This window comes from Dactylosporangium thailandense, assembly GCF_059739745.1.
The window spans coordinates 9784346-9802265 of record NZ_AP029195.1 but is presented as its reverse complement, the minus strand read 5'-3'; the positions used below and the strand labels follow the sequence as shown (position 1 = coordinate 9802265).

21 protein-coding genes, 1 tRNA gene and 1 riboswitch are annotated in these 17920 nt (G+C 69.7%); of the genes, 13 read left to right on the top strand and 9 right to left on the bottom strand.

Annotation, left to right across the window (positions count from 1 at the left end):
• Positions 1-75: 75 nt before the first annotated feature.
• Genes AC6JBM_RS43580 through AC6JBM_RS43570 form a run of 3 tightly spaced genes read left to right on the top strand, consistent with a single transcriptional unit; the run spans position 76 to position 4474 of the window.
• Positions 76-1404 (top strand): hemolysin family protein, encoded by a 1329-nt coding sequence (locus tag AC6JBM_RS43580; protein WP_497986671.1) that lies wholly within the window; start codon positions 76-78, stop codon positions 1402-1404.
• Complete coding sequence (locus AC6JBM_RS43575; RefSeq protein ID WP_497979594.1) at positions 1397-2428, top strand: hemolysin family protein; 1032 nt, start codon at positions 1397-1399, stop codon at positions 2426-2428. The genes AC6JBM_RS43580 and AC6JBM_RS43575 overlap by 8 nt, the downstream gene beginning before the upstream one ends.
• Before the next feature lie 42 nt (positions 2429-2470).
• Complete coding sequence (locus tag AC6JBM_RS43570; RefSeq protein ID WP_497979593.1) at positions 2471-4474, top strand: beta-propeller fold lactonase family protein; 2004 nt, start codon at positions 2471-2473, stop codon at positions 4472-4474.
• Between the two features lie 35 nt (positions 4475-4509).
• Here the strand turns inward: AC6JBM_RS43570 and AC6JBM_RS43565 are convergent, their stop codons facing one another.
• The 3 genes from AC6JBM_RS43565 to AC6JBM_RS43555 form a co-directional block, all read right to left on the bottom strand.
• Positions 4510-4914, bottom strand: a complete 405-nt coding sequence (locus AC6JBM_RS43565; RefSeq protein WP_497979592.1) for a hypothetical protein — start codon at positions 4912-4914, stop codon at positions 4510-4512.
• A gap of 347 nt (positions 4915-5261) precedes the next feature.
• Positions 5262-5531 carry a sigma factor-like helix-turn-helix DNA-binding protein gene (locus AC6JBM_RS43560; RefSeq protein ID WP_497979591.1) on the bottom strand — a complete coding sequence of 90 codons (270 nt, stop codon included), beginning with the start codon at positions 5529-5531 and terminating at the stop codon, positions 5262-5264.
• Between the two features lie 114 nt (positions 5532-5645).
• Positions 5646-6671, bottom strand: coding sequence for a pectinesterase family protein (locus tag AC6JBM_RS43555; protein WP_497979590.1), 1026 nt, complete (start codon positions 6669-6671; stop codon positions 5646-5648).
• A gap of 171 nt (positions 6672-6842) precedes the next feature.
• On the opposite strand from AC6JBM_RS43555, the gene AC6JBM_RS43550 reads away from it, so the two are divergent.
• Positions 6843-8870, top strand: a complete 2028-nt coding sequence (locus AC6JBM_RS43550; RefSeq protein WP_497979589.1) for a YVTN family beta-propeller repeat protein — start codon at positions 6843-6845, stop codon at positions 8868-8870.
• 46 nt (positions 8871-8916) lie between these two features.
• The gene (locus AC6JBM_RS43545; protein WP_497979588.1) at positions 8917-9975 is read left to right on the top strand and encodes a hypothetical protein; all 1059 of its coding nucleotides are present in this window, start codon (positions 8917-8919) and stop codon (positions 9973-9975) included.
• 33 nt (positions 9976-10008) lie between these two features.
• On the opposite strand, the gene AC6JBM_RS43540 is transcribed toward AC6JBM_RS43545, so the two are convergent.
• The gene (locus AC6JBM_RS43540) at positions 10009-10638 is read right to left on the bottom strand and encodes a class I SAM-dependent methyltransferase (RefSeq protein ID WP_497979587.1); all 630 of its coding nucleotides are present in this window, start codon (positions 10636-10638) and stop codon (positions 10009-10011) included.
• A 318-nt stretch (positions 10639-10956) separates the two neighbouring features.
• Between AC6JBM_RS43540 and AC6JBM_RS43535 the strand changes: the two genes are divergently transcribed.
• Both AC6JBM_RS43535 and AC6JBM_RS43530 read left to right on the top strand, forming a co-directional pair.
• Positions 10957-11661, top strand: a complete 705-nt coding sequence (locus AC6JBM_RS43535) for a LamG-like jellyroll fold domain-containing protein (RefSeq protein WP_497979586.1) — start codon at positions 10957-10959, stop codon at positions 11659-11661.
• A 108-nt stretch (positions 11662-11769) separates the two neighbouring features.
• Positions 11770-11902, top strand: a riboswitch (cyclic di-AMP (ydaO/yuaA leader).
• An 11-nt stretch (positions 11903-11913) separates the two neighbouring features.
• Positions 11914-12912, top strand: coding sequence for a C40 family peptidase (locus AC6JBM_RS43530; RefSeq protein ID WP_497979585.1), 999 nt, complete (start codon positions 11914-11916; stop codon positions 12910-12912).
• 28 nt (positions 12913-12940) lie between these two features.
• On the opposite strand, the gene dcd is transcribed toward AC6JBM_RS43530, so the two are convergent.
• Together dcd and AC6JBM_RS43520 are read right to left on the bottom strand one after the other, a co-directional pair.
• A complete protein-coding gene (dcd, locus tag AC6JBM_RS43525) occupies positions 12941-13519 on the bottom strand; it encodes a dCTP deaminase (protein WP_497979584.1) in 579 nt (192 codons plus the stop codon).
• On the bottom strand, positions 13500-13985 hold the full coding sequence (locus tag AC6JBM_RS43520) for a MarR family winged helix-turn-helix transcriptional regulator (protein ID WP_497979583.1): 486 nt from the start codon (positions 13983-13985) through the stop codon (positions 13500-13502). The genes dcd and AC6JBM_RS43520 overlap by 20 nt, the downstream gene beginning before the upstream one ends.
• A 66-nt stretch (positions 13986-14051) precedes the next feature.
• Between AC6JBM_RS43520 and AC6JBM_RS43515 the strand changes: the two genes are divergently transcribed.
• The 4 genes from AC6JBM_RS43515 (at position 14052) to AC6JBM_RS43500 (ending at position 15722) form a co-directional block, all read left to right on the top strand.
• Positions 14052-14558 (top strand): pyridoxamine 5'-phosphate oxidase family protein, encoded by a 507-nt coding sequence (locus AC6JBM_RS43515; RefSeq protein WP_497979582.1) that lies wholly within the window; start codon positions 14052-14054, stop codon positions 14556-14558.
• 9 nt (positions 14559-14567) lie between these two features.
• Positions 14568-14641: transfer RNA gene (locus tag AC6JBM_RS43510), tRNA-Gly, on the top strand.
• A 164-nt stretch (positions 14642-14805) separates the two neighbouring features.
• On the top strand, positions 14806-15159 hold the full coding sequence (locus AC6JBM_RS43505; protein ID WP_497979581.1) for a hypothetical protein: 354 nt from the start codon (positions 14806-14808) through the stop codon (positions 15157-15159).
• A 2-nt stretch (positions 15160-15161) separates the two neighbouring features.
• Positions 15162-15722, top strand: a complete 561-nt coding sequence (locus AC6JBM_RS43500; protein WP_497979580.1) for a nucleotidyl transferase AbiEii/AbiGii toxin family protein — start codon at positions 15162-15164, stop codon at positions 15720-15722.
• A 122-nt stretch (positions 15723-15844) separates the two neighbouring features.
• On the opposite strand, the gene AC6JBM_RS43495 is transcribed toward AC6JBM_RS43500, so the two are convergent.
• The 3 genes from AC6JBM_RS43495 to AC6JBM_RS43485 form a co-directional block, all read right to left on the bottom strand.
• Positions 15845-16012 carry a hypothetical protein gene (locus tag AC6JBM_RS43495; RefSeq protein WP_497979579.1) on the bottom strand — a complete coding sequence of 56 codons (168 nt, stop codon included), beginning with the start codon at positions 16010-16012 and terminating at the stop codon, positions 15845-15847.
• A gap of 71 nt (positions 16013-16083) precedes the next feature.
• The gene (locus tag AC6JBM_RS43490; protein WP_426509109.1) at positions 16084-16374 is read right to left on the bottom strand and encodes a helix-turn-helix domain-containing protein; all 291 of its coding nucleotides are present in this window, start codon (positions 16372-16374) and stop codon (positions 16084-16086) included.
• 25 nt (positions 16375-16399) lie between these two features.
• Positions 16400-16771, bottom strand: a complete 372-nt coding sequence (locus tag AC6JBM_RS43485; RefSeq protein WP_497979578.1) for a type II toxin-antitoxin system RelE/ParE family toxin — start codon at positions 16769-16771, stop codon at positions 16400-16402.
• A gap of 21 nt (positions 16772-16792) precedes the next feature.
• Here AC6JBM_RS43485 and AC6JBM_RS43480 point away from each other — a divergent pair, with 21 nt between their 5' ends.
• Both AC6JBM_RS43480 and yidD read left to right on the top strand, forming a co-directional pair.
• A complete protein-coding gene (locus AC6JBM_RS43480) occupies positions 16793-17107 on the top strand; it encodes a helix-turn-helix domain-containing protein (protein ID WP_497979577.1) in 315 nt (104 codons plus the stop codon).
• Between the two features lie 260 nt (positions 17108-17367).
• Positions 17368-17733: a membrane protein insertion efficiency factor YidD gene (gene yidD / locus AC6JBM_RS43475; RefSeq protein ID WP_497986670.1), complete on the top strand. Its 366-nt coding sequence runs from the start codon at positions 17368-17370 to the stop codon at positions 17731-17733.
• The last annotated feature ends 187 nt before the right edge of the window (positions 17734-17920 follow it).

Sequence of the window (17920 nt, the reverse complement as noted above, 5' to 3'; positions counted from 1 at the left end):
GTGGGCGGCCTCGGCGGTGCTTGGGTTCACGTGGAACAATCGGGGCACTCCTGAAGGGATCGTCGCGCGAGCGTGTTGACCACACTGTTGCCTCTGCTGGCGTTCGCGCTGCTCACTGCCGCGAACGCGGGCTTCGTCGCCGCCGAGTTCTCGCTCGTCACCGTGGACCGCGCGGAGATCGAGCAGCGGGCCAACGCGGGCGATCGCAAGGCCCGCACCGTCCGCCTGGCCCTGCGCGAGCTGTCGTTCCAGCTCTCCGGCGCACAGCTCGGGATCACTCTCGCGGGTCTGCTCACCGGCTACCTCGCCGAGCCCGCGATCTCCCATCTGTTCGAGCCGGTGCTCCACCCGATCTTCGGCTCGGTGACCGACACCGCCGCGCACGTCTGCGGCCTGATCGTCGCCACCCTGCTCTCGATGCTCTTCGGCGAACTCGTCCCCAAGAACGCCGCCCTGGCCAAGCCCATGCCGCTGGCGCGGGCGACGGCCGGGCCGCAGCGCGGCTTCTCCAAGTTCTTCTCGTGGCTGATCACCCTGCTCAACGGCACCGCCAACTGGGTCGTGCGCCGCTTCGGCGTCGAGCCCCAGGAGGAGCTGGCCAGCGCCCGCTCGCCGGAGGAGCTCGGCCTGCTCGCCGCGATCTCCGCCCAGGCCGGCGCGCTGCCGAAGGAGACCGCGGTGCTGCTGCAGCGCACGATCCGCTTCGGCGACAAGCGCGCCGCGGAGGCGATGACCCCGCGGGTCGACGTGGTCTCGCTGCGCGCCGACGCCACCGTCGCCGACCTGCTGGCCACCTCGGTGCAGACCGGCTACAGCCGCTTCCCGATCTACGAGCAGACCCTCGACCAGGTCACCGGGGTGGTCACGGTCACCGACGCGCTCGGCGTGCCGCCCGTGCGCCGCCCCACCACCCGGGTCAGCTCGGTCGCCCGGGAGCCGCTGTTCGTGCCGGAGAGCCTCGATCTCGACGGCGTCCTCGCGGCGCTGCGCAAGGGCAACTCCGATGTGGCGATCGTCGTGGATGAGTACGGCGGGACCGACGGCGTCGTGACCGTCGAGGACCTCGTCGAGGAGCTGGTCGGGGAGATCGCCGACGAGCACGACGTCCCGGAAGAGCCGGCCACCATGCACGGCATGCCCGACCTGACCGCCCCCGGCGCCGAGCGCACCGTCCTCGTCGACGGCGTGCTCCGCGAGGACGAGCTGGCCGAGCTCACCGGGTTCCACGTGCCGCCGGGGCCGTACGAGACGCTTGCGGGCTTCCTGATGGCGCGGCTGGGCCACATCCCGACCGTCGGTGAGACCTGGAACGAGGACGGCTGGGAGTTCACCGTGGTCGAGGTCGACCGTCGGCGCATCGAGCAGGTCCGCGTGGTGCGCCCGGAGGTGCCCGAGGATGATTGAGCTGGTCGTCACCGTCCTGCTGCTGCTCGGCAACGGCTTCTTCGTCGCCGGCGAGTTCTCGCTCATCGCCTCCCGCCGCACCGTCATCGAGCCGATGGCGGCCACGTCGCGCCGCGCCCGCACGGCCATGCGCGCCATGAACGAGATTCCGCTGATGATCGCCGGCGCCCAGCTCGGCGTCACGATCTGCACCCTGGGTCTCGGCGCCCTGGCCGAGCCCGCGCTGGCCCACGGCCTGCAGGGCCCGTTCGAGGCCGTCCACCTGCCCGAGAAGCTGGTGCACCCGGTCGCCTTCGCGCTCGCCCTCGCGGTGGTGGTGTTCGCGCACACCGTGGTCGGCGAGATGGTGCCGAAGAACCTGACCCTGGCCTCGCCCGAGCGCGCGGTGCTGTGGCTCGGCCCGCCGATGTACGCCTTCTGCATGGCCACCAAGCCCGTCCTCGTCGCCATGAAGTGGGCGTCGCGCACGATCCTGTCGCTGTGGCGCATCGAGGCCACGGGCTCGGTGAAGACGGTGTTCACGGCCGAGGAGCTGGCCGGCCTGGCCGCCCAGGCGACCACGGAGGGCCTGCTGGCCCCCGAGGAGCACGCCCGCATCACCGGCGCCCTGGCCCTGTCCCGGCGCACGGCCCGCGACGCCCTGCGCCCCTGGTCCGAGGTCACCACGATCGCCGAGGACGTCTCCCCGGCCTCGCTGGAGGTCCTGGCCACCCGCACCAACCGCTCGCGCTTCCCCGTGGTCGAGCGGGCCAGCCGCCGCGTGCTGGGCTTCGTCCACGTGAAGGACGTGCTGGGCTTCGTCGGCCCGCAGCGCCGCGCGCCGATCCCCGCCGACCTGATCCGCCCGCTGGGGATCGTCCCGCCGACCCGGACGCTGGCCGAGCTCCTGCTGGCCATGCGCCGCGAGCGCCAGCACATCGTCCTGGTCAGCGACGGCCGGACGCCGCTCGGCGTGGTGACGCTGGACGACGTGCTCACGGCCGTGGTCGGCGAGCCGGTCGTGAGCGAGCCCCAGCCCGCCTGAAACGGGGCAGCGCCGAACGGAACGCGCGGCCATAATCCGTGCGTGCACAAACCTCTCTTAGCCGGGATCACCGCGCTTGCGATCGGTGCGACCACCCTCATCGCCATCGCGAGCCCGGCCGCCGCGGCGGCGGCGACCCGGCAGGTCATCTACGCAACAGACCCGGACGACGGCTACCTGGTCGCCCTCGACGCGAACACCTACGAGTTCCTCACCTACCTCGACCGCGTCGGCGCGAAGCCGACCGGCGTGACCGTCAGCCCCGACGGCTCGCGGGCCTACATCGCCGGCTCCAGTGGCAGCACCGTCGCCGTGGTGGACACCGCGACCAGCACGACCACCGCCAACGTCGAGGTCGGCCCGGGGCCGATGAGCGTCGCGGTCTCACCGGACGGCGCCCGCGTCTACGTCACCAGCGCCACGAAACTGTCGGTGATCGACGCGCGCACCAACGCGGTCGTCGCGACCGTCCAGGTCGGCTCCCAGCCGGCCGACGTGGCCGTCTCCCCGGACGGCCGCCGGGCCTACGTCGCCGACGAATCCGGCGCCTCGGTGAAGGTCGTCGACACCGCGTCGAACACCGTCACCGCAACCGTCTCCGTTCCCGGGCAGCCGCAGCACCTCGCGGTGACGCCCGACGGCCGCCGGGTCTACGTGGCCAACTCGGCCGGCACCGGCTCGGTTTCGGCGATCGACACCGAGACGAACACGGTGACCGCGACCATCCCGACGAACGACGGCGCCCGCGACATCGCCATCACGCCGGACGGCACCCGGGCGTATGTGCCCGGCGACCGGACCGTGCGGGTGATCTCGACGGCGACGAACACGGTCACCGCGACGGTCACCGGGTTCGCCGCCCCGAAATCGGTCGCCATCACGCCCGACGGGACCCGCGCCATCGTCACCGGCGACGACCACAACCTGGTCGTGATCGACACGGCCACCAACACCGCCAAGGCTACCGAGGACGACCTCGGCTTCAACCCGGTCGGCCTCGCGATCGCGACCGTCCACCCGGCCCCGCCGACCGCGAGCCTCGTGCTCACGACGCAGCCGGAGTCGAACCGCGTCTTCTGGGATGCCTCGGGTTCGAAGCACGGCTTCGGCATCTACTTCGGCCAGAGCATCGACTGGGGCGACGGCAACACCGGCATCAACGCGCCGAACTTCCACGAGTACGCGCACGGCGGGACCTACACCGTGACTCTGACGGTGACCGACGAGCTGGGGATGAAGGCGACCACGAGCCAGCAGATCACGCTGCAGCCCGTGACCCGCTGGTTCGCGATGCTGTCGGCCAGCAACCTGCGGTACGTCTCGGCCGAGGGCGCCGGCGCGCAGCCGCTGGTCGGCAACCGGACGACGGCCGGGCCGTGGGAGGCGCTCGCGCAGATCGACGTGGGCGGCGGCGCGGTGGTGTTCCGGGCCACGGTCAACGGCAAGTACCTCACCGTCGACGCGGCCGGCAAGCTGACCGCGAACGCCGCGGCGATCGCCGACGCGTCCCGGTTCAAGGTCGTCACGGGCGGGAACGGGCTGTTCAGCCTGCTGTCGGTGTCCAACAACCGGTACGTCAGCGGCAACAACGGCTCCGGCCCGCTCACCGCCGACCGGGCCGCCATCGGCCCGTGGGAGCAGTTCTACGCGACGAGGTCGACGGATCGGCAGTTCATCTCGATGACCAACTACAAGTACGCGACGGCCGAGAACGGCGGGAACTCTCCGCTGATCGCCAACCGCGACGCGCCCGGCCTGTGGGAGACCTTCGACGAGATCGAGGCCGGGGATGGGTACATCGCCCTGTTCTCCCACGCCAACCAGCGCTTCGTGGTCGCGGAGAACGGCGGCAACGCCCCGCTGATCGCCAACCGCACCGCGGTCGGCCCGTGGGAGAAGTTCTACGTCGAGTACGGCTGGAACAGCACCATCACAGTGCGGGCCTACGCGAACAACCGCTATGTGACGGCGGAGAACGGCGGCAAGTCCGCGCTGATCGCCAACCGCACCCAGGCCGCGAGCTGGGAGCAGTTCAGCGGCCTGTGATCGGAAAGGGGCGCCCGCACCGCGGGCGCCCCTGCTCACATCGGCCGGTCGACCTCGACCTCGATGCCGTAGCCGGAGAAGACGACGGTGACGGTGTACCAGGGCTTGTAGTTGGGCGAGTCGTCCCCCCGCGTCCGCCAGGTGACCTTCTCGACCTTGCCGGACCGCACGCCGACCTCGATCGTTCCGGTCGTCGGCTCGATGTCTCCCGGCTGCCGGAACTCGAACGAGTGCGTGTCCACGGAGCCGCGGCGTCCGCTGTGGGTGACCGTGCCGAGGGTGCTGAACGACTTGAGCAGCGCGCCCGGGTCGCTCGTCAGCTCGGTGCCCTGGTGGAGCGCGAAGCCGGTGAACCCGGGCTTCTCCTTGACCCAGAACATCGCCTGGCCCTCGGGCTTGGTGCCGGTGTACCAGACGCCGTCGACGACACGCTGGTCCATGTAGAGCGTGCCGACGGCTCCGTGCAGGTAACCGGTGGGGCCGGCCGGGTCGACTCGGGGCCGCCGTCGATCTTGACCGTCATCGTGAACCTGTAGCTGGTCTCGGTGGTCGCGCTCACGGCCGCGGCCAGGCTCAGGTCCGGTCGGCCCCGGTCCTGGCCCGCCCAGGCGATCCCGCCGGCCAGCACCAGCGCGGCGACCACCCCGGCGGTGGCGTTCTTCCGGCGCGCTCGATGCGCCCGCCGCAGCACCACGCCGACCGGCGCTTCCCCCACCGGTCCCCGATCGGCGAGCCGCGCCAGCGAGGCGGACAGTTCGTCGGTGTCGATGGTCATCGCCGCACCCCTTCACTCCGGTACTCCGCCTGCGCGCAGTTCCCGCAGCCGGGCCATGGCTCGAGCATTGTGGATCTTGACGGTCCCGGCCGCGCACCCGAGCGCCGCGGCCACGTCCTCCTCGGACAGGTCGGCGTAGTAGCGCAGCACGACCACGGCCCGCTGCAGGGCGCGATCGGGGTCCCCTTGCGCGGCGCGCGGATCGGCGCCGTCGGGCGGCTCGGCGACCAGGCGCTCCCACCGCGCGTGCCGCCACAGGCTCACGTTTCCGTTGACGAGCATGCGGCGGAGGTACGCGTGCGGGTCGCCTTTCCGCGCTACGCGCCGCCAGCGCGGGTACAGCTTGACGAGGCGTCCTGCCCGGGGTTGACAGCGGTTCGGCGGCGCGCCTCGCTGCTAGTGGATCGGATTCCAGCCGTCGGATCCGGCGAGGTACGCGGTCGGGGTGTACTGGGCCGCGGTCGAGGCGCTCATCTGCGGGCGGTTGCTGTTGACCACGGCGCCGGCGCCGGTGCTGCTGTACTCCGTGAAGCGCGCGTTGCGCCACGAGAAGCCGGACATGTCCGTCCACGGGTCGTCGCGGATGTGGGCGTCCATGATGACGCCGCGGTACAGCACCTGCGCGATCGCGTTCACGTCGCCGCCCGGGTGCCAGGGCCGGCCCAGGTAGACCGTCTTGGCCGGCGCGTTGCTGGTCAGGTGGGTGCCCCAGAACAGGTAGCCGTACTTGTTGTTGACGTTCGTCGCGGCGGCGGTGATGTAGCCGTTGTTCGACGACGAGCCGCGGGTCAGCGAGCGGACCTCGCCGTTCTGGAAGACCATCGTGCCGGCGCCGAAGATGAAGTCGACGTCGCCCTCGACGTAGGAGTTGCGCACGTACAGCCGGCGCACCGCTGTTCCCGAGGTGTTGACGAGCAGCGTGTCCTGGTTGCCGAGGATCCGCACGTTGCTGAACTGCACGCGGTCGCCGTAGGTGTTGACCGCCACCGCCTGCTCGGCGCTGAGGTTGTGCGCGGCCTCGTCGAAGTCGTTGGACATGGTCAGGTTCGACACGGTGGTGTTGGCGGCCGCGATGGTGACGGTGGCGCTGCCGGCCGTGCCGTAGGTGCTGCCGTCCGGCTTGGTGAGCCCGGCCGCGTGCCCCTCGACGATGACCACGGCGGTTGCGGCGGACCCGGTGCCGACCAGGCTGATGTTCGGCTTGTTGGACGGGATGCTCACCGTGCCGCGGTACGTGCCGGCCTTGATGTTCACCGTGTAGGTGCCGCTGCTGTTGGCGGGGGCGGCGTCGATCGCGGCCTGGACCGTGCGGTAGTTGCCGGAGCCGTCGGCGGCCACGGTGACGGTCGTGGCCGCGAACGCCGGCGTCCCGCTCGCCGCCACGACACCGGCGGCGACGAGCATGATTCTCCCTGTACGCATCTGTCCTCCCAGGGCATTGAATCTAGAGCTGTCAATATTTGGCGCTCGGCCGCCGGTCGGGCAAGCGCTTTCCTGGGTTGCGTCGAGTGGCCGCCTTCCGGCGATGAAACTTTCGGTCCGGGGAGTTCGCGGGGGCTGCGCAAGATCGGTTTGTCGCGCATAATGCGCGCCGTGCGCACTCGAATCGTGGCCGGCCTGACGACAACGTTCGTGGCCGCCGGCCTCGTTCTGCTGTCCGGCGTTCACCCCGCCGCCGCGGCCACCCCCCTCGAACTCCTCTACATCGCGGCCTCCAACGGCCCCACCACATTCGTCGTCGACCCGGCTCTCGGCAAGCACGTCAACGAGGCCGAGGCCGGTAGCGCGTCCGGCGAGGTCGCCGTCGCACCCGACGCCGGGCTCGCCCTCATCGCCGACTCCGACCACAACGAGGTAGTCGTGGCCAGCCCCAGCCGGGGCACCATCCAGCGGCGGATCCCCGTCGGCACGGCCCCGCGCGGCGTCGCGATCGCCGCGGACCGCCGGCACGCCTACGTCACCAACCACGGCGCCAACTCGCTCTCCGTCATCGACCTCACGACCTTCACCGTCGTGGCCACCGCCCCCGTCGGCCTCGGCCCGGAGGATGTCGCGGTGACCCCGGACGGCCGGCGCCTCTACGTCACGACGGCCGACGGGGTCGACGTGGTGGACGCCGCGACCAACACGCTCACCAGGGTCGTCACCGCCGGCCAGAACCCGGTCGGCGTGGCCGTCACGCCGGACGGCAGGTACGCCTACGTCGCCAACCGTGGCGGCAACACGGTTTCGGTCATCAACACCGCGACGAACGCGGTCGCGACCGTCGCCGTGGGTCGCGGTCCGCTGTACGTGGCCACCACCCCGGACGGCGCGCGGGCCTACGTCACCAACGCGACCGATCGCACCGTCTCGGTGATCGACACGACCACCAACGCGGTCGCCGCGACCATTCCGCTCGGCTTCGCTCCGGTCGCGGTCGTCGTCACGCCGGACGGCAAGCGCGCCTATGTCTCCGGTACCGACGGGACGGTGGCGAAGATCGACACGGCCACCGACACCGTGGCGTCCTCGTTCGTCGGCTGGGGAGGCGGCTTCGGGATCGGCCTCGCGGTCGGCACCGTGGAGCCGGTCGCGCCCGTCGCGAGCTTCACCGTCAAGCCGGTCGTCGAGCTCGGCGGCTTCAACAGCGACACGTCGGCCTCGCTGCCCGGCACCGGGGGCTTCGGCAAGTACACCTGGGACTTCGGCGACGGCATCGTCGAGACCGTCTACGGGCCGAACAGCGGCCACTCGTACCAGCGCGGCGGCACCTACACCGTGACGCTCACCATCACGGACAACTACGGGGCGACCAGCACCACCAGCCGGCAGGTCTCGGCCTTCCCGAAGATCAAGCCGATCTCCCTACTGGCGAGCAACATGCGGTACGTCACGGCGGAAAACGGCGGCAACCAGCCGCTCGTCTCCAACCGCCCCGGCGTGGGCGGCACCTGGGAGCGCTTCGACCTGGTCGACGTCGGTGGCGACGTGGGCCTGCGCTCGCTCGCCAACGGCAAGTTCGTGACGGTCGACCCGGGCACCGGACGGCTGACGGCCAACGGCACCGTCGCCGACGCGTTCGAGCTGGTGACCATCGACCACGGCGCCTTCGCGCTGCGGTCCCGGCGAACCGGCAAGTACCTCAGCAGCAACGACGGCGCCGCCCCGCTCGCCGCCGACCGCGCCGCGCTCGGCCCCTGGGAACGCTTCTACCAGCTGGCGAACTACGAGAACAGCGCGAACACCGTCCTGCGGGCCGCGGTCAACAACCGCTACGTCACGACGGACCCGCGCGGCCCTCAGCCGCTCATCGCCAACCGCAACGCGATCGGCTCCTGGGAGACCTTCGACGTCATCGACGCCGGCGATGGCTGGATTGCGCTGTTCTCGCACGCCAACTTCCGCTTCGTCGCGGCGGAGGCGGGCGGGAACCAGCCGCTGATCGCCAACCGCACCGTCGTCGGCGACTGGGAGCGCTTCAAACGCGACCGCCTGCCGCTTTGGTACAACGTGGCCTCGGAGTCGCTGCTCGCGGGCGCCAACGGCAAGTACGTCACCGCCGAGGCGGGCGGCAACCAGCCGCTGATCGCGAACCGCACCGCGATGGGCGATTGGGAGCAGTTCTGGTTGATGTTCTGACGCCGCGGTACTCAGGTTCGTGGCGCCGGTGCCGATAGACGGGGCCGTGACGGTTCCGGACCTGCCGCCCGACTACGCCGGCTGGGCACACGTGCCCGCCCAGCCGGCCGCGACCCCCACGCTCCCGTCCGCGCCGATCGAGTCCGAGGCGTCGCGAACGCTGACCCGGATGGCCATCGGCGCGGCGGGCGTCCTGGTCCTGGCGCTCGGTACCGCCATCGCGGTCCGGCCCACCGACGGGTCCCCGGCCGAGACGGCGTGGCGGCCCGCCGGGATCACGCTCGCCGAGTGCCAGGCCCGGATCGCCGCGCCGGCCAACGTCCTCACTGGCAAGGAGACCTGCGACTACCCGCAGGAGGAGCGCGATCGCGCGGCCGCCGCGCCGGCGGCGGACCCGAAGGACCCCGTGTACGCCGGCGTGGTGCTCGCCGTTGGGCTGCAGTCCGACAACCGCGGCTGTACGACCGGAGCGAACCGGCCCGTCGTGCCGACCGTCTATCCGGTGCTGTCCGCGACGGTTCCGGCCGCCCCCGGCGTGCCGCATGTCGACACCGCGTTCCAGCTCCAGGGCCTCGACGGCCCCATCCCGCAGGAGGGCGAGCAGCTCGGCGGCGACGGCAACTGGCCGGAGCACACCACGGCGCTGCCGCTCGAGCGGGTCGCGCCGCTCGAGCACGGTGTGTCGTACCGCTGGCGGGTTCGTGCCACGCCTCCGCAGGTCGCGGCCGCGGGCTGGTCGCGGTGGTGCGAGTTCACCGTCGCGCGGGCGGACCTGCGGCTCGACGAGTACCACACCTACCAGGTCAGCCTGCCCGCCGAAGCGTGGCGCGAGATCCTGGCGGTGCTCGGGCCGGCGGTGCGGCGCGTCAACGGGTACGAGCCGCCGCACGGGCCGATCGAGTCCGCGGTGCGCGACACGAGCGGCTCGCGGGCGGCGGACCAGGTGATGGTCGCGATGAACGGCCGGCGCTGGACCAGGGTCATGGACGACCTGGCGCAGGTCGCGACCCAGCGGAACACGGGGGCCTGGCCGCTCGCGGACGCTCTCTCGGCCGGACTGGGTGGTCCGGAGCGCGTCACCATGGGCTTCCCGCGCCGGGCCTAGGGGCCACACGGCGGTTCCCGCTGACGCGCTCGGTCAGGGTTTCCGGGCGAAGATGGCCGCGCCCGGGGACTTGGTGTGCTGGTCCAGCAGCAGCGTTGTCTCCACCGCGAAGCCGGCCTCCGTCAGCCACTCGGTCATCCGGGCCGGTTGGCGGCGGTGGACGTGGACTCGCATCGGGTGGCCGCCGTAGCCCTCGGTCTTCAGGCGGGTGCCGTCGCCCGCGTGGAAGCCGAGCAGCAGGACGCCGCCCGGGTTCAGGGCTCGGTGGAAGCCGGCCAGGGTCGGCGGGATCGACTCGTCGGGGATGTGGATCAGCGACCAGAAGGACAGGATGCCGGCGACCGGGGGCAGGGTCAGCTCCGTCATGTCGCCGACCTCGAATGTGAGCTGGGGGTAGGCCTCGCGGGCCAGGTCGATCATGGCCGGGGACAGGTCGATGCCGAAGGCGTCCGGGCCCAGCTCCGCCAGGTGGGCGGTCACGTGGCCGGGGCCGCAGCCGACGTCGGCCACCGGGGCGCCCAGCGGCAGCAGGGCCGCGAACAGGTTCAGGGTGGCGGCCAGGTACGGGTCGCCGGTCAAGGCGCCGGTCACGAACTCGGCGTAGCTCTTGGCGACGGTGTTGTAGGAAGCTCGGGTCTCCTCGCGCCATTCGTCGTCGGGCATGGGCGAACACCTTACGCGGACGCGGCAGAGAGGCCCGCCAGGGCCGAACGGTGTCTGACGGGAGCAACGGTCGTGCCCCCGGCGGACCGGAGCAATGAATCTTGTAACGCATCGGAGGGAACGGCGCTCGAAACGGCCGCGCCGGCGTGGCGATTCGGGGCATCATGTCCGGTTATGCGCCGCCGCCGTCGGTTGTTGCTGTGTGCCCTGCTTGCGTGTCTTGTCGTGGTTGCCGGCCTTGCGGTGCGGTGGGCGTCGGCGCCGGCGGGGCGGAGTGCGGCCGAGCCGCTGGTCGGGCCGTCCGCGAAGGCGCCGGGCATGGGCAGCGCGCTGGGCGTGGCGGCGCCGTCCAGCGGGCCGGCCAGCGCGTCGGCGCACGGGGACGTCACGGTGCGGTACACGTTCGACAACGGCCTGGCCGAGCCGGTCACGGACGCCTCCGGGCGGCTGGCGCTGCGGTCGCGGCGGGCCGAGGGTGGGCAGCTCGCCACCGTGGCCCACGACGGCGGACTTGCGGTGCGCTTTCCGCCTCGGTGTGAGCATTACGGTGCGGAGAGTTGTGCACGGGTGATCCTGCAGAGTGGTCCGGCCGGGTTTCTCAATCCCGGTCGCGGACCCATTACGTATGGTGCCAGTGTGCTGGTTCAGCCGGATGAGACTTCTAAGGGCGCCAATGTTGTCCAAAAAGGGTTCTCGGTCGGTGACAGTCAGTTCAAGCTGCAGGTCGACGGCGAGGCCGGGCGGCCCAGTTGTGTGATTGTCGGCACTCGTTCGTCGAATATTTTCGTGGCGCTCGCGGCGCAGTCCGTCGCCGACGGGCGGTGGCACCGGATCGCGTGTTCGCGCAGTAACTCCCTGCTCACGGTGTCCGTCGACGGGGCCGAAGCGGGGCGGGCCACCATTCCGTCGTCACTGTCGATAGTGAACGACGATCCGCTCTGTATTGGTGGCAAGGGAACCAGCGCGAACAACGATCAGTTCGTGGGGGCAATCGATGATGTGTTCGTCACTCGAATTGCCTGACCTTCGGGACAAATCGGACAACAATCGCGCACTCACTTGTCGATGGGAACCTGGCGCGCTTAACGTGAATTCGCGTCGACTGGATGTCCGCGCCCACCACGGGCGCGCCAGGCGGCACCGCCGAGTCGATTTCGAGCCGGGGACCCACGTGTTCCACCGGGGTGAATCCGCGAGATTGCGGTAGGGCGACCTTCCCGCCCGAACCCGTCAGCTAACCCGGTAGGCGGCCATGGAAGAAGGAGTATCTCCTCGGTGGAGACCCATCTGAGGTGGACGCGGCGGCCCAACCGACTGGTACGGCTCCTCGTCGCCACCCTCGGCGGTCTGTCCCTCGCCCTCGGCGTCACCGGCCTCGCGCACGCGGACCCCACGCCCGGCGAGATCGAGAAGCAGATCGACGAGAAGTGGAACACGATCGAGCCCGTCATCGAGCAGCACAACCAGCTCAAGCTGGAGCTCGCCGCCAACAAGACCAAGCAGAAGCAGCTCGAGGACCAGATCGCCCCGCTGAAGGCACAGGTCGACGCCGCCTTTGACAAGGTGAGCGCGTTCGCCGTGATGCAGTACAAGAACGGGCGCGTCTCGAAGCTCGACGCGATGCTCACCACCGGGTCGCCGGACACGTTCATCGACCAGATGACGATGCTCAACATGGTGGCCAAGGACGAGCAGGACCGGATCAAGGACGTGCTCGTCGCCAAGCAGCAGTACGACGCCCAGAAGGGTCCCCTCGACGAGCTGATCGCGAAGCAGGCCGAGCAGGAGGCCGCGCTCAATCAGCAGGAGACCCAGATCAACGCCGACATCAAGAACCTGCAGGACATGCGCCTCCAGGCCTACGGCAGCGGCAACGGCACCGGGTCGCTCAAGCCGGTCGCGTGCCCGCAGCAGTACGACGGGAGCCCCGGCAGCCGGGCCGCCCAGTTCGGATGCCAGCAGATCGGCAAGAAGTACGTGTGGGCGACCGAGGGACCGAACACGTTCGACTGCTCGGGCCTGACGATGTGGTCCTGGAAACAGGTCGGCGTCACGTACCTGCGGCACTACACGATGTGGCAGTACCAGGACACCAAGCGCGTCTCGCGGGCCGACCTCAAGGCCGGTGACCTCGTCTTCTTCTACCCCGACAAGCACCACGTCGGGCTCTACGTCGGCAACGGCTGGATGGTCCACGCACCCAACCCCAGCCAACCGGTGCAGATGAAGAAGATCGACTCCGAGCCGATATCCGGATACGGCCGAGTGGCTTAAGAGGGTGGGCCTTCGGGCCCACCCTTTTTTACTGCGTCGGCCAGGTGCGCCAGTTCTGCCAGGAGCGGCTCGGGGTGGGGCCGCGCTGGCCCTGGTACCGCGAGCCGTACACCGCCGAGCCGTAGGGGTGCTCGGACGGCGAGGACAGCCGGAAGATGCACAGCTGCCCGATCTTCATGCCCGGCCAGAGGCGGATCGGCAGGTTCGCGACGTTCGACAGCTCCAGCGTGACGTGGCCGCTGAAGCCGGGGTCGATGAAGCCGGCGGTCGAGTGGGTCAGCAGGCCGAGGCGGCCGAGGCTGGACTTGCCCTCCAGGCGCCCGGCGAGCTGGTCGCCCAGCGTGATCACCTCGAGCGTCGACGCCAGCACGAACTCGCCCGGGTGCAGCACGAAGGGCTCGCCGTCGTGCACCTCGACCATGGAGGTGAGCTCGTCCTGCTGAATCGCGGGGTCGATGTGGGTGTAGAGATGGTTGTTGAACACCCGGAACCAACGGTCGAGCCGCACGTCGATGCTGGACGGCTGCACCAGCGCTTGATCGAAGGGCTCGAGGCGCAGTTGGCCGGCTTCGAGCTCTTTGTCTAGGTCACGGTCGGAGAGCAGCACCTTCTGAGGTTACCGAGTTGGCTTCGTCGGCTGCCCTGCCGGTGGCCTCCAAAGCCTGCTTGGTCACGCCGATCGCGGTTCTGAGAGCCTCTTGGGAGAAGTGCGAAAAAGCTTCCCGCATATGTACTCCCAGAGGCGCGAAAAACTCCGCCGCCAGCGCCCGGGCCTTCGGCTGGATGTGCAGGTGGGTTCGCCTGCGGTCCTCGGGATCGGGCCGGCGCTCGACGTGGCCGGCGCGCTCGAGCCGCACGAGGAGCGCCGTGGTGGCCGCGGGGCTGAGCGAGAGCCGGCGCGCGAGCTCGCCGGGCGTCAGCGGCGTCCGCTCCTCGGCCGCGCGCCAGATGTGCGCGATCGCGTTCATGTCGGTGCGATGCAACCCGTGCGCGCGCGCGAACACGTCGACGAACCGGTCCGCCTCGACGTTGAACCGGCGGAGAAGATCGATGAGCTCGTCGGCAGGCGTCACCGCTTCAGTTTGCCCCGTTCGGGGAATTCGGCAACGATCGTACACGTGTTCGAGTACTTTTGAGGCATGGCATCGTGGGCTGAGTTCGCCGCCGCCGACCCCGCGCTGGCGTCGGCCATTCACACGCTCGTGTGTCAGTACGGCCCGGGCCTGGGCTACCTGGCAACGGTCCGCCCCGACGGCGGCCCCCGCATCCACCCCGTCTCGCCGGTGATCACGGACGAGGGCCTGTTCTGCTTCGTCCTACCGTCCCCGAAGCGCCACGACCTGGACCGCGACGGCCGCTACTCCCTGCACAGCTTCCCGTCGGAGGACACCGCCGACGAGGCGTACCTGTCCGGCCACGCCAGCATCGTGTCGGACTCCGGTCAGGTCGCACGCCTGGCCCAGCTCATGCACGCGGCCCCGGGCATCGACTGGAAGCTGTACGAACTGACCGTCGACCTGGCGATGTACGTGCGGTACGACACGCCGACGACGTCGACGCGCACTGTGTGGAAGGACCGCCCGGGGCATGTTCCGCGGGCGAGGCATAATGGTCCGTGCGCTAACGCCGTGGATTCGGTACAGTAGGCGTCGCTCGCGGGTGTAGTTCAATGGCAGAACATCAGCTTCCCAAGCTGACAGTGAGGGTTCGATTCCCTTCACCCGCTCCAACGCTCAGGCCCTGGTCAGGACTCAAGTCCAGCCAGGGCCGTTCTTCTCAGGCCACTCGAAACGGCCCGCGTGCCATGGGCGTGCCGTTACCTCAACTGTCAGCTGTCTCGACTGGTCGGTGGACTACCGTTGATACGAGTCGCATGGCGATGGAGGTGCGGGAATGAGTAAGGACGGCGCCCGAGCGCCGCTTGGGTCGCGCTACGCGGACCAGCGTCCCTACGTCGTCGTGACCGAGCTGGGCGAGTTGCATGGGCCGACCACCGGTGAGGCAAGGCTTGACCGGCGGTTGAACTGGTCGGGACGCGCTGTCTACGACCTCGGTAATCCACGACGGTTGGCGAGCATGTACGAGACAGTGCTTCGCGAGGCCACACATGTCGAGGAACTCCAGACATGGCTCGACGCCCCGACGTTGCGGAGGCTCTGGCCTGATCTCGTGCTGCCGCCGCAGGTCCGGCAGCTCTGGGAAGCTCAGTTTCCCGACCTCGCCACCACACGGCGGCCCGCTGCGTAGTGATGCACGACAAAGCGCCGACGCACCGACGGCTCGCGGAGATCGGACTACGGGCCGGCGGACCGCACGGGTTCGCCCTGGCCGGCGGTCACGCCGTTGCCGCGCACGGCATCCTGCAGCGTCCGAGCGAGGACGTCGATCTCTTCGCCGACTGGCAACGACGGGCCGACTTTCCCGCCGCGGTCGAGGTCGTCATCGCCGCCTACGTGGCAGCCGGCTACCAGGTGGAGATCGACCACCGAACGGAGACCTTCGCCCGGATTTACCTCACAGACCCGGTAGAGCCAAGCGAGCACCACCGCGTTGAGCTGGTCGCCAACTGGCGCTCGCAGCCGCCGGTGCTGTCACCTGTATCGCCGGGGTCTGCTTTATCGCTTGGATGTGAGTGCTCAGGGCTTCCCGGACCGGAACATGCCCGGAGTCGGATGTGCACTGCCTCTGGCGGCCGGGGACAGGCTCCAACTCTGGTAAGCGAGCTCGCGGTCGATTGCGAGGGCGTGCCGCACTCGGCGGGGCTGGGCGGCGGCCTCATGCGGCCTTCAGGGTTTCACTATGAGCGGTGACGCGGAGTTGCCGGATCTGCATCGTCCGTGTTGATGAGCTCGAACAGGCCGGTCTGGAATATGCGGGCAGCCTCCGCAAGGAATCTCTCTCGGAGCTCGACGGACGTGAACCGGAACTTCACCTACTTGTCGTTCTTCTCCCACACATCGCCGGTGGTCCCGCCAGAGGAGATCTGGGAATAGTCGGCAGTCTCCACCTCGAAGGACAGGCCACGTAGTGCGCCAAGAACAGATTTGTCGGTTGCCTTGATCGTGGCGCTGAAGTGGTACAGCGAGTGGTGGAACGACATGGCATCCTTCCGGGCTACCTGATCTGGGCTGTTCCGAACTGCCGAGCCGAATTGGTCGGTGCTGAGCGACTTCAGGCGGCGGCGTCGCGGTGTGGCTTGAAGGTGATGTCGAGTTCCGCATCAAGTGCCGCTGCGAGTCTTGCCAGGAGCGGCACGGTGGGCGTGGCACCGCCTGATTCCAGGCGGGACAGTTGGGGCTGAGTCATGCCGGCGCGTTCGGCGAGTTCGCCCTGTGTGAGTCCAAGTTCGGTGCGACGATCGTGGACCATTTGGCCGAGCAGGAGCGCTGCTCGTGCCTCCTCGTAGGCGGAGTTGTGCTGCTCGGCGCCGGTGCGTTCCCAGCGAGAGTGGCGTGCCGTCATGGTCCTTCCGCCCTTCCGTTGTGCTTCACTGCCATTTGCGCTCGAAGATCTCGGTCGCCGGCGCATGGTCTTCATGTCCCAGTTCGCATGTCTGCTGAGCGGTGATGGCTCGCACGACCTCGGCACGTTCGACCTGGCGGGACTTTCGGAACACGGTCAGCAGTACCACCCGGGTCTGTGGTGCAAGCCAGTAGCTGATGCGGACGGCCGACCTGTCGAGGTGGAACCGCAGTTCGCGCGTCTTGCCGCTGAGATGGCGTGAGTAGGGTTCGCCGAGCGTCTCGGCGCGCTCGGCCAGGATGTCGGCCATCGCCTCGACCTTGGCATACTCCGTGAGCCGCAAGGTTTCGAGCCAGTCCCGCACCTCTGGCTCCAGCTCGATAACGTAGCGTCTCACCCTTCGAACGGTATACCGTTCTTGGTATATCCGGCAAGCCGCGTCCGGGCCATTAGCGGGCCATTAGCCCAGGCGAAGGCTGGCCGCTCCAGGCCGCTCGCCGCCAGCGGGTCGACGAAGCTCGCGTTTGAGCTGGGCCGGGCGGTCCGGGAACTCCGGGAGCGGCGCGGCTGGAGCCAGACCGAGTTGGCCGACGCGGCCGCGATGACGCAGTCCGCCGTCGCGCGTTTCGAGGCGGGCGGCACCGTGCCGACCTTGCCGGTGCTCGAGCGCCTGGCGCGGGCACTCGATGTGGAGTTGGCCGTTGGGGTCCAGGCCAGGCCCGACGCGGCGTGACCGCGGCGTCGTGTCGTTGGCGTGCCATTACTGCAGGTCGGTCGAGGCTGCCTCTGGCCACTCGGAACCCCGGTTGCCAAGGCGTAGGCGACTGTGGATGTGCCTGCCTGTCACCGAGCGTCTCGGCAAGAATGCCGGCCGTCGCTTCGCTCTTGGCGTACTCCGTGAGCTACGTGAGGCGAGCGGCAGGATCGCGGGCGGTAGTTGACCTTGGGCGATCTGGGCAGTAAGAAAAGCCGGTGCCGAGCACTGTGTACGAGATGTGTAACTGCTTCGATGTCGCCTGCGCCCCCTGTCAGAGCGTGCTGGCGCCCTGTAGCAGTGTGCTCGGGCTGGGCCGGCTGAGCGCGCTGCTGTTGGTTGTGGCGCCGTACCGCCTCGGTGTGCCGTCCCGGCCTTCTTCGGCGGGTCGGTTGGGCGTTCGGGCGATCCGTGGGTATCAGCGCTGGCTCTCGCCCCGGCTGCCCGTCCGGTGCCGGTATTCGCCGTCGTGCAGCGCGTACGGGCTGACTGTGGTGGACCGCTTCGGGCTGGTGACCGGCGGCAGACTGGCTGCGGCCCGGATCGCGCGGTGCCGGTGTGATGTGCCTATGGGTACCGTCGACGAGCCGCCGGTAGGGCGCTGACCATCCAGCACGGCGCTGGGCGCCACCGCCACGCCGAGGAGCCGCACCGGGGCCTGTCGCTGGTGCGCCGGCCCCGGTCGTGACGACGTTGGGGCGCAGTCCGCGCAGTGAAAAAGCCCGGTGATCGCTTTCAGGGTTGTCCGATGTGATTGGGCCGCGCATAATCGGCGCGCGCCGCTGAATGATC

What these genes read in the sequence shown, in the direction of transcription:
- yidD (WP_497986670.1), top strand. Translation starts at nt 17,368, where the DNA reads ATGTGTAACTGCTTCGATGTCGCCTGCGCCCCCTGTCAGAGCGTGCTG.
- AC6JBM_RS43540 (WP_497979587.1), bottom strand. Translation starts at nt 10,638, where the DNA reads ATGCCCGACGACGAATGGCGCGAGGAGACCCGAGCTTCCTACAACACC.
- AC6JBM_RS43495 (WP_497979579.1), bottom strand. Translation starts at nt 16,012, where the DNA reads ATGTCGTTCCACCACTCGCTGTACCACTTCAGCGCCACGATCAAGGCA.
- AC6JBM_RS43515 (WP_497979582.1), top strand. Translation starts at nt 14,052, where the DNA reads ATGGCATCGTGGGCTGAGTTCGCCGCCGCCGACCCCGCGCTGGCGTCG.
- AC6JBM_RS43555 (WP_497979590.1), bottom strand. Translation starts at nt 6,671, where the DNA reads ATGCGTACAGGGAGAATCATGCTCGTCGCCGCCGGTGTCGTGGCGGCG.
- AC6JBM_RS43490 (WP_426509109.1), bottom strand. Translation starts at nt 16,374, where the DNA reads ATGACGGCACGCCACTCTCGCTGGGAACGCACCGGCGCCGAGCAGCAC.
- AC6JBM_RS43505 (WP_497979581.1), top strand. Translation starts at nt 14,806, where the DNA reads ATGAGTAAGGACGGCGCCCGAGCGCCGCTTGGGTCGCGCTACGCGGAC.
- AC6JBM_RS43535 (WP_497979586.1), top strand. Translation starts at nt 10,957, where the DNA reads ATGGGCAGCGCGCTGGGCGTGGCGGCGCCGTCCAGCGGGCCGGCCAGC.
- AC6JBM_RS43560 (WP_497979591.1), bottom strand. Translation starts at nt 5,531, where the DNA reads ATGCTCGTCAACGGAAACGTGAGCCTGTGGCGGCACGCGCGGTGGGAG.
- AC6JBM_RS43500 (WP_497979580.1), top strand. Translation starts at nt 15,162, where the DNA reads ATGCACGACAAAGCGCCGACGCACCGACGGCTCGCGGAGATCGGACTA.
- AC6JBM_RS43575 (WP_497979594.1), top strand. Translation starts at nt 1,397, where the DNA reads ATGATTGAGCTGGTCGTCACCGTCCTGCTGCTGCTCGGCAACGGCTTC.
- AC6JBM_RS43565 (WP_497979592.1), bottom strand. Translation starts at nt 4,914, where the DNA reads ATGGACCAGCGTGTCGTCGACGGCGTCTGGTACACCGGCACCAAGCCC.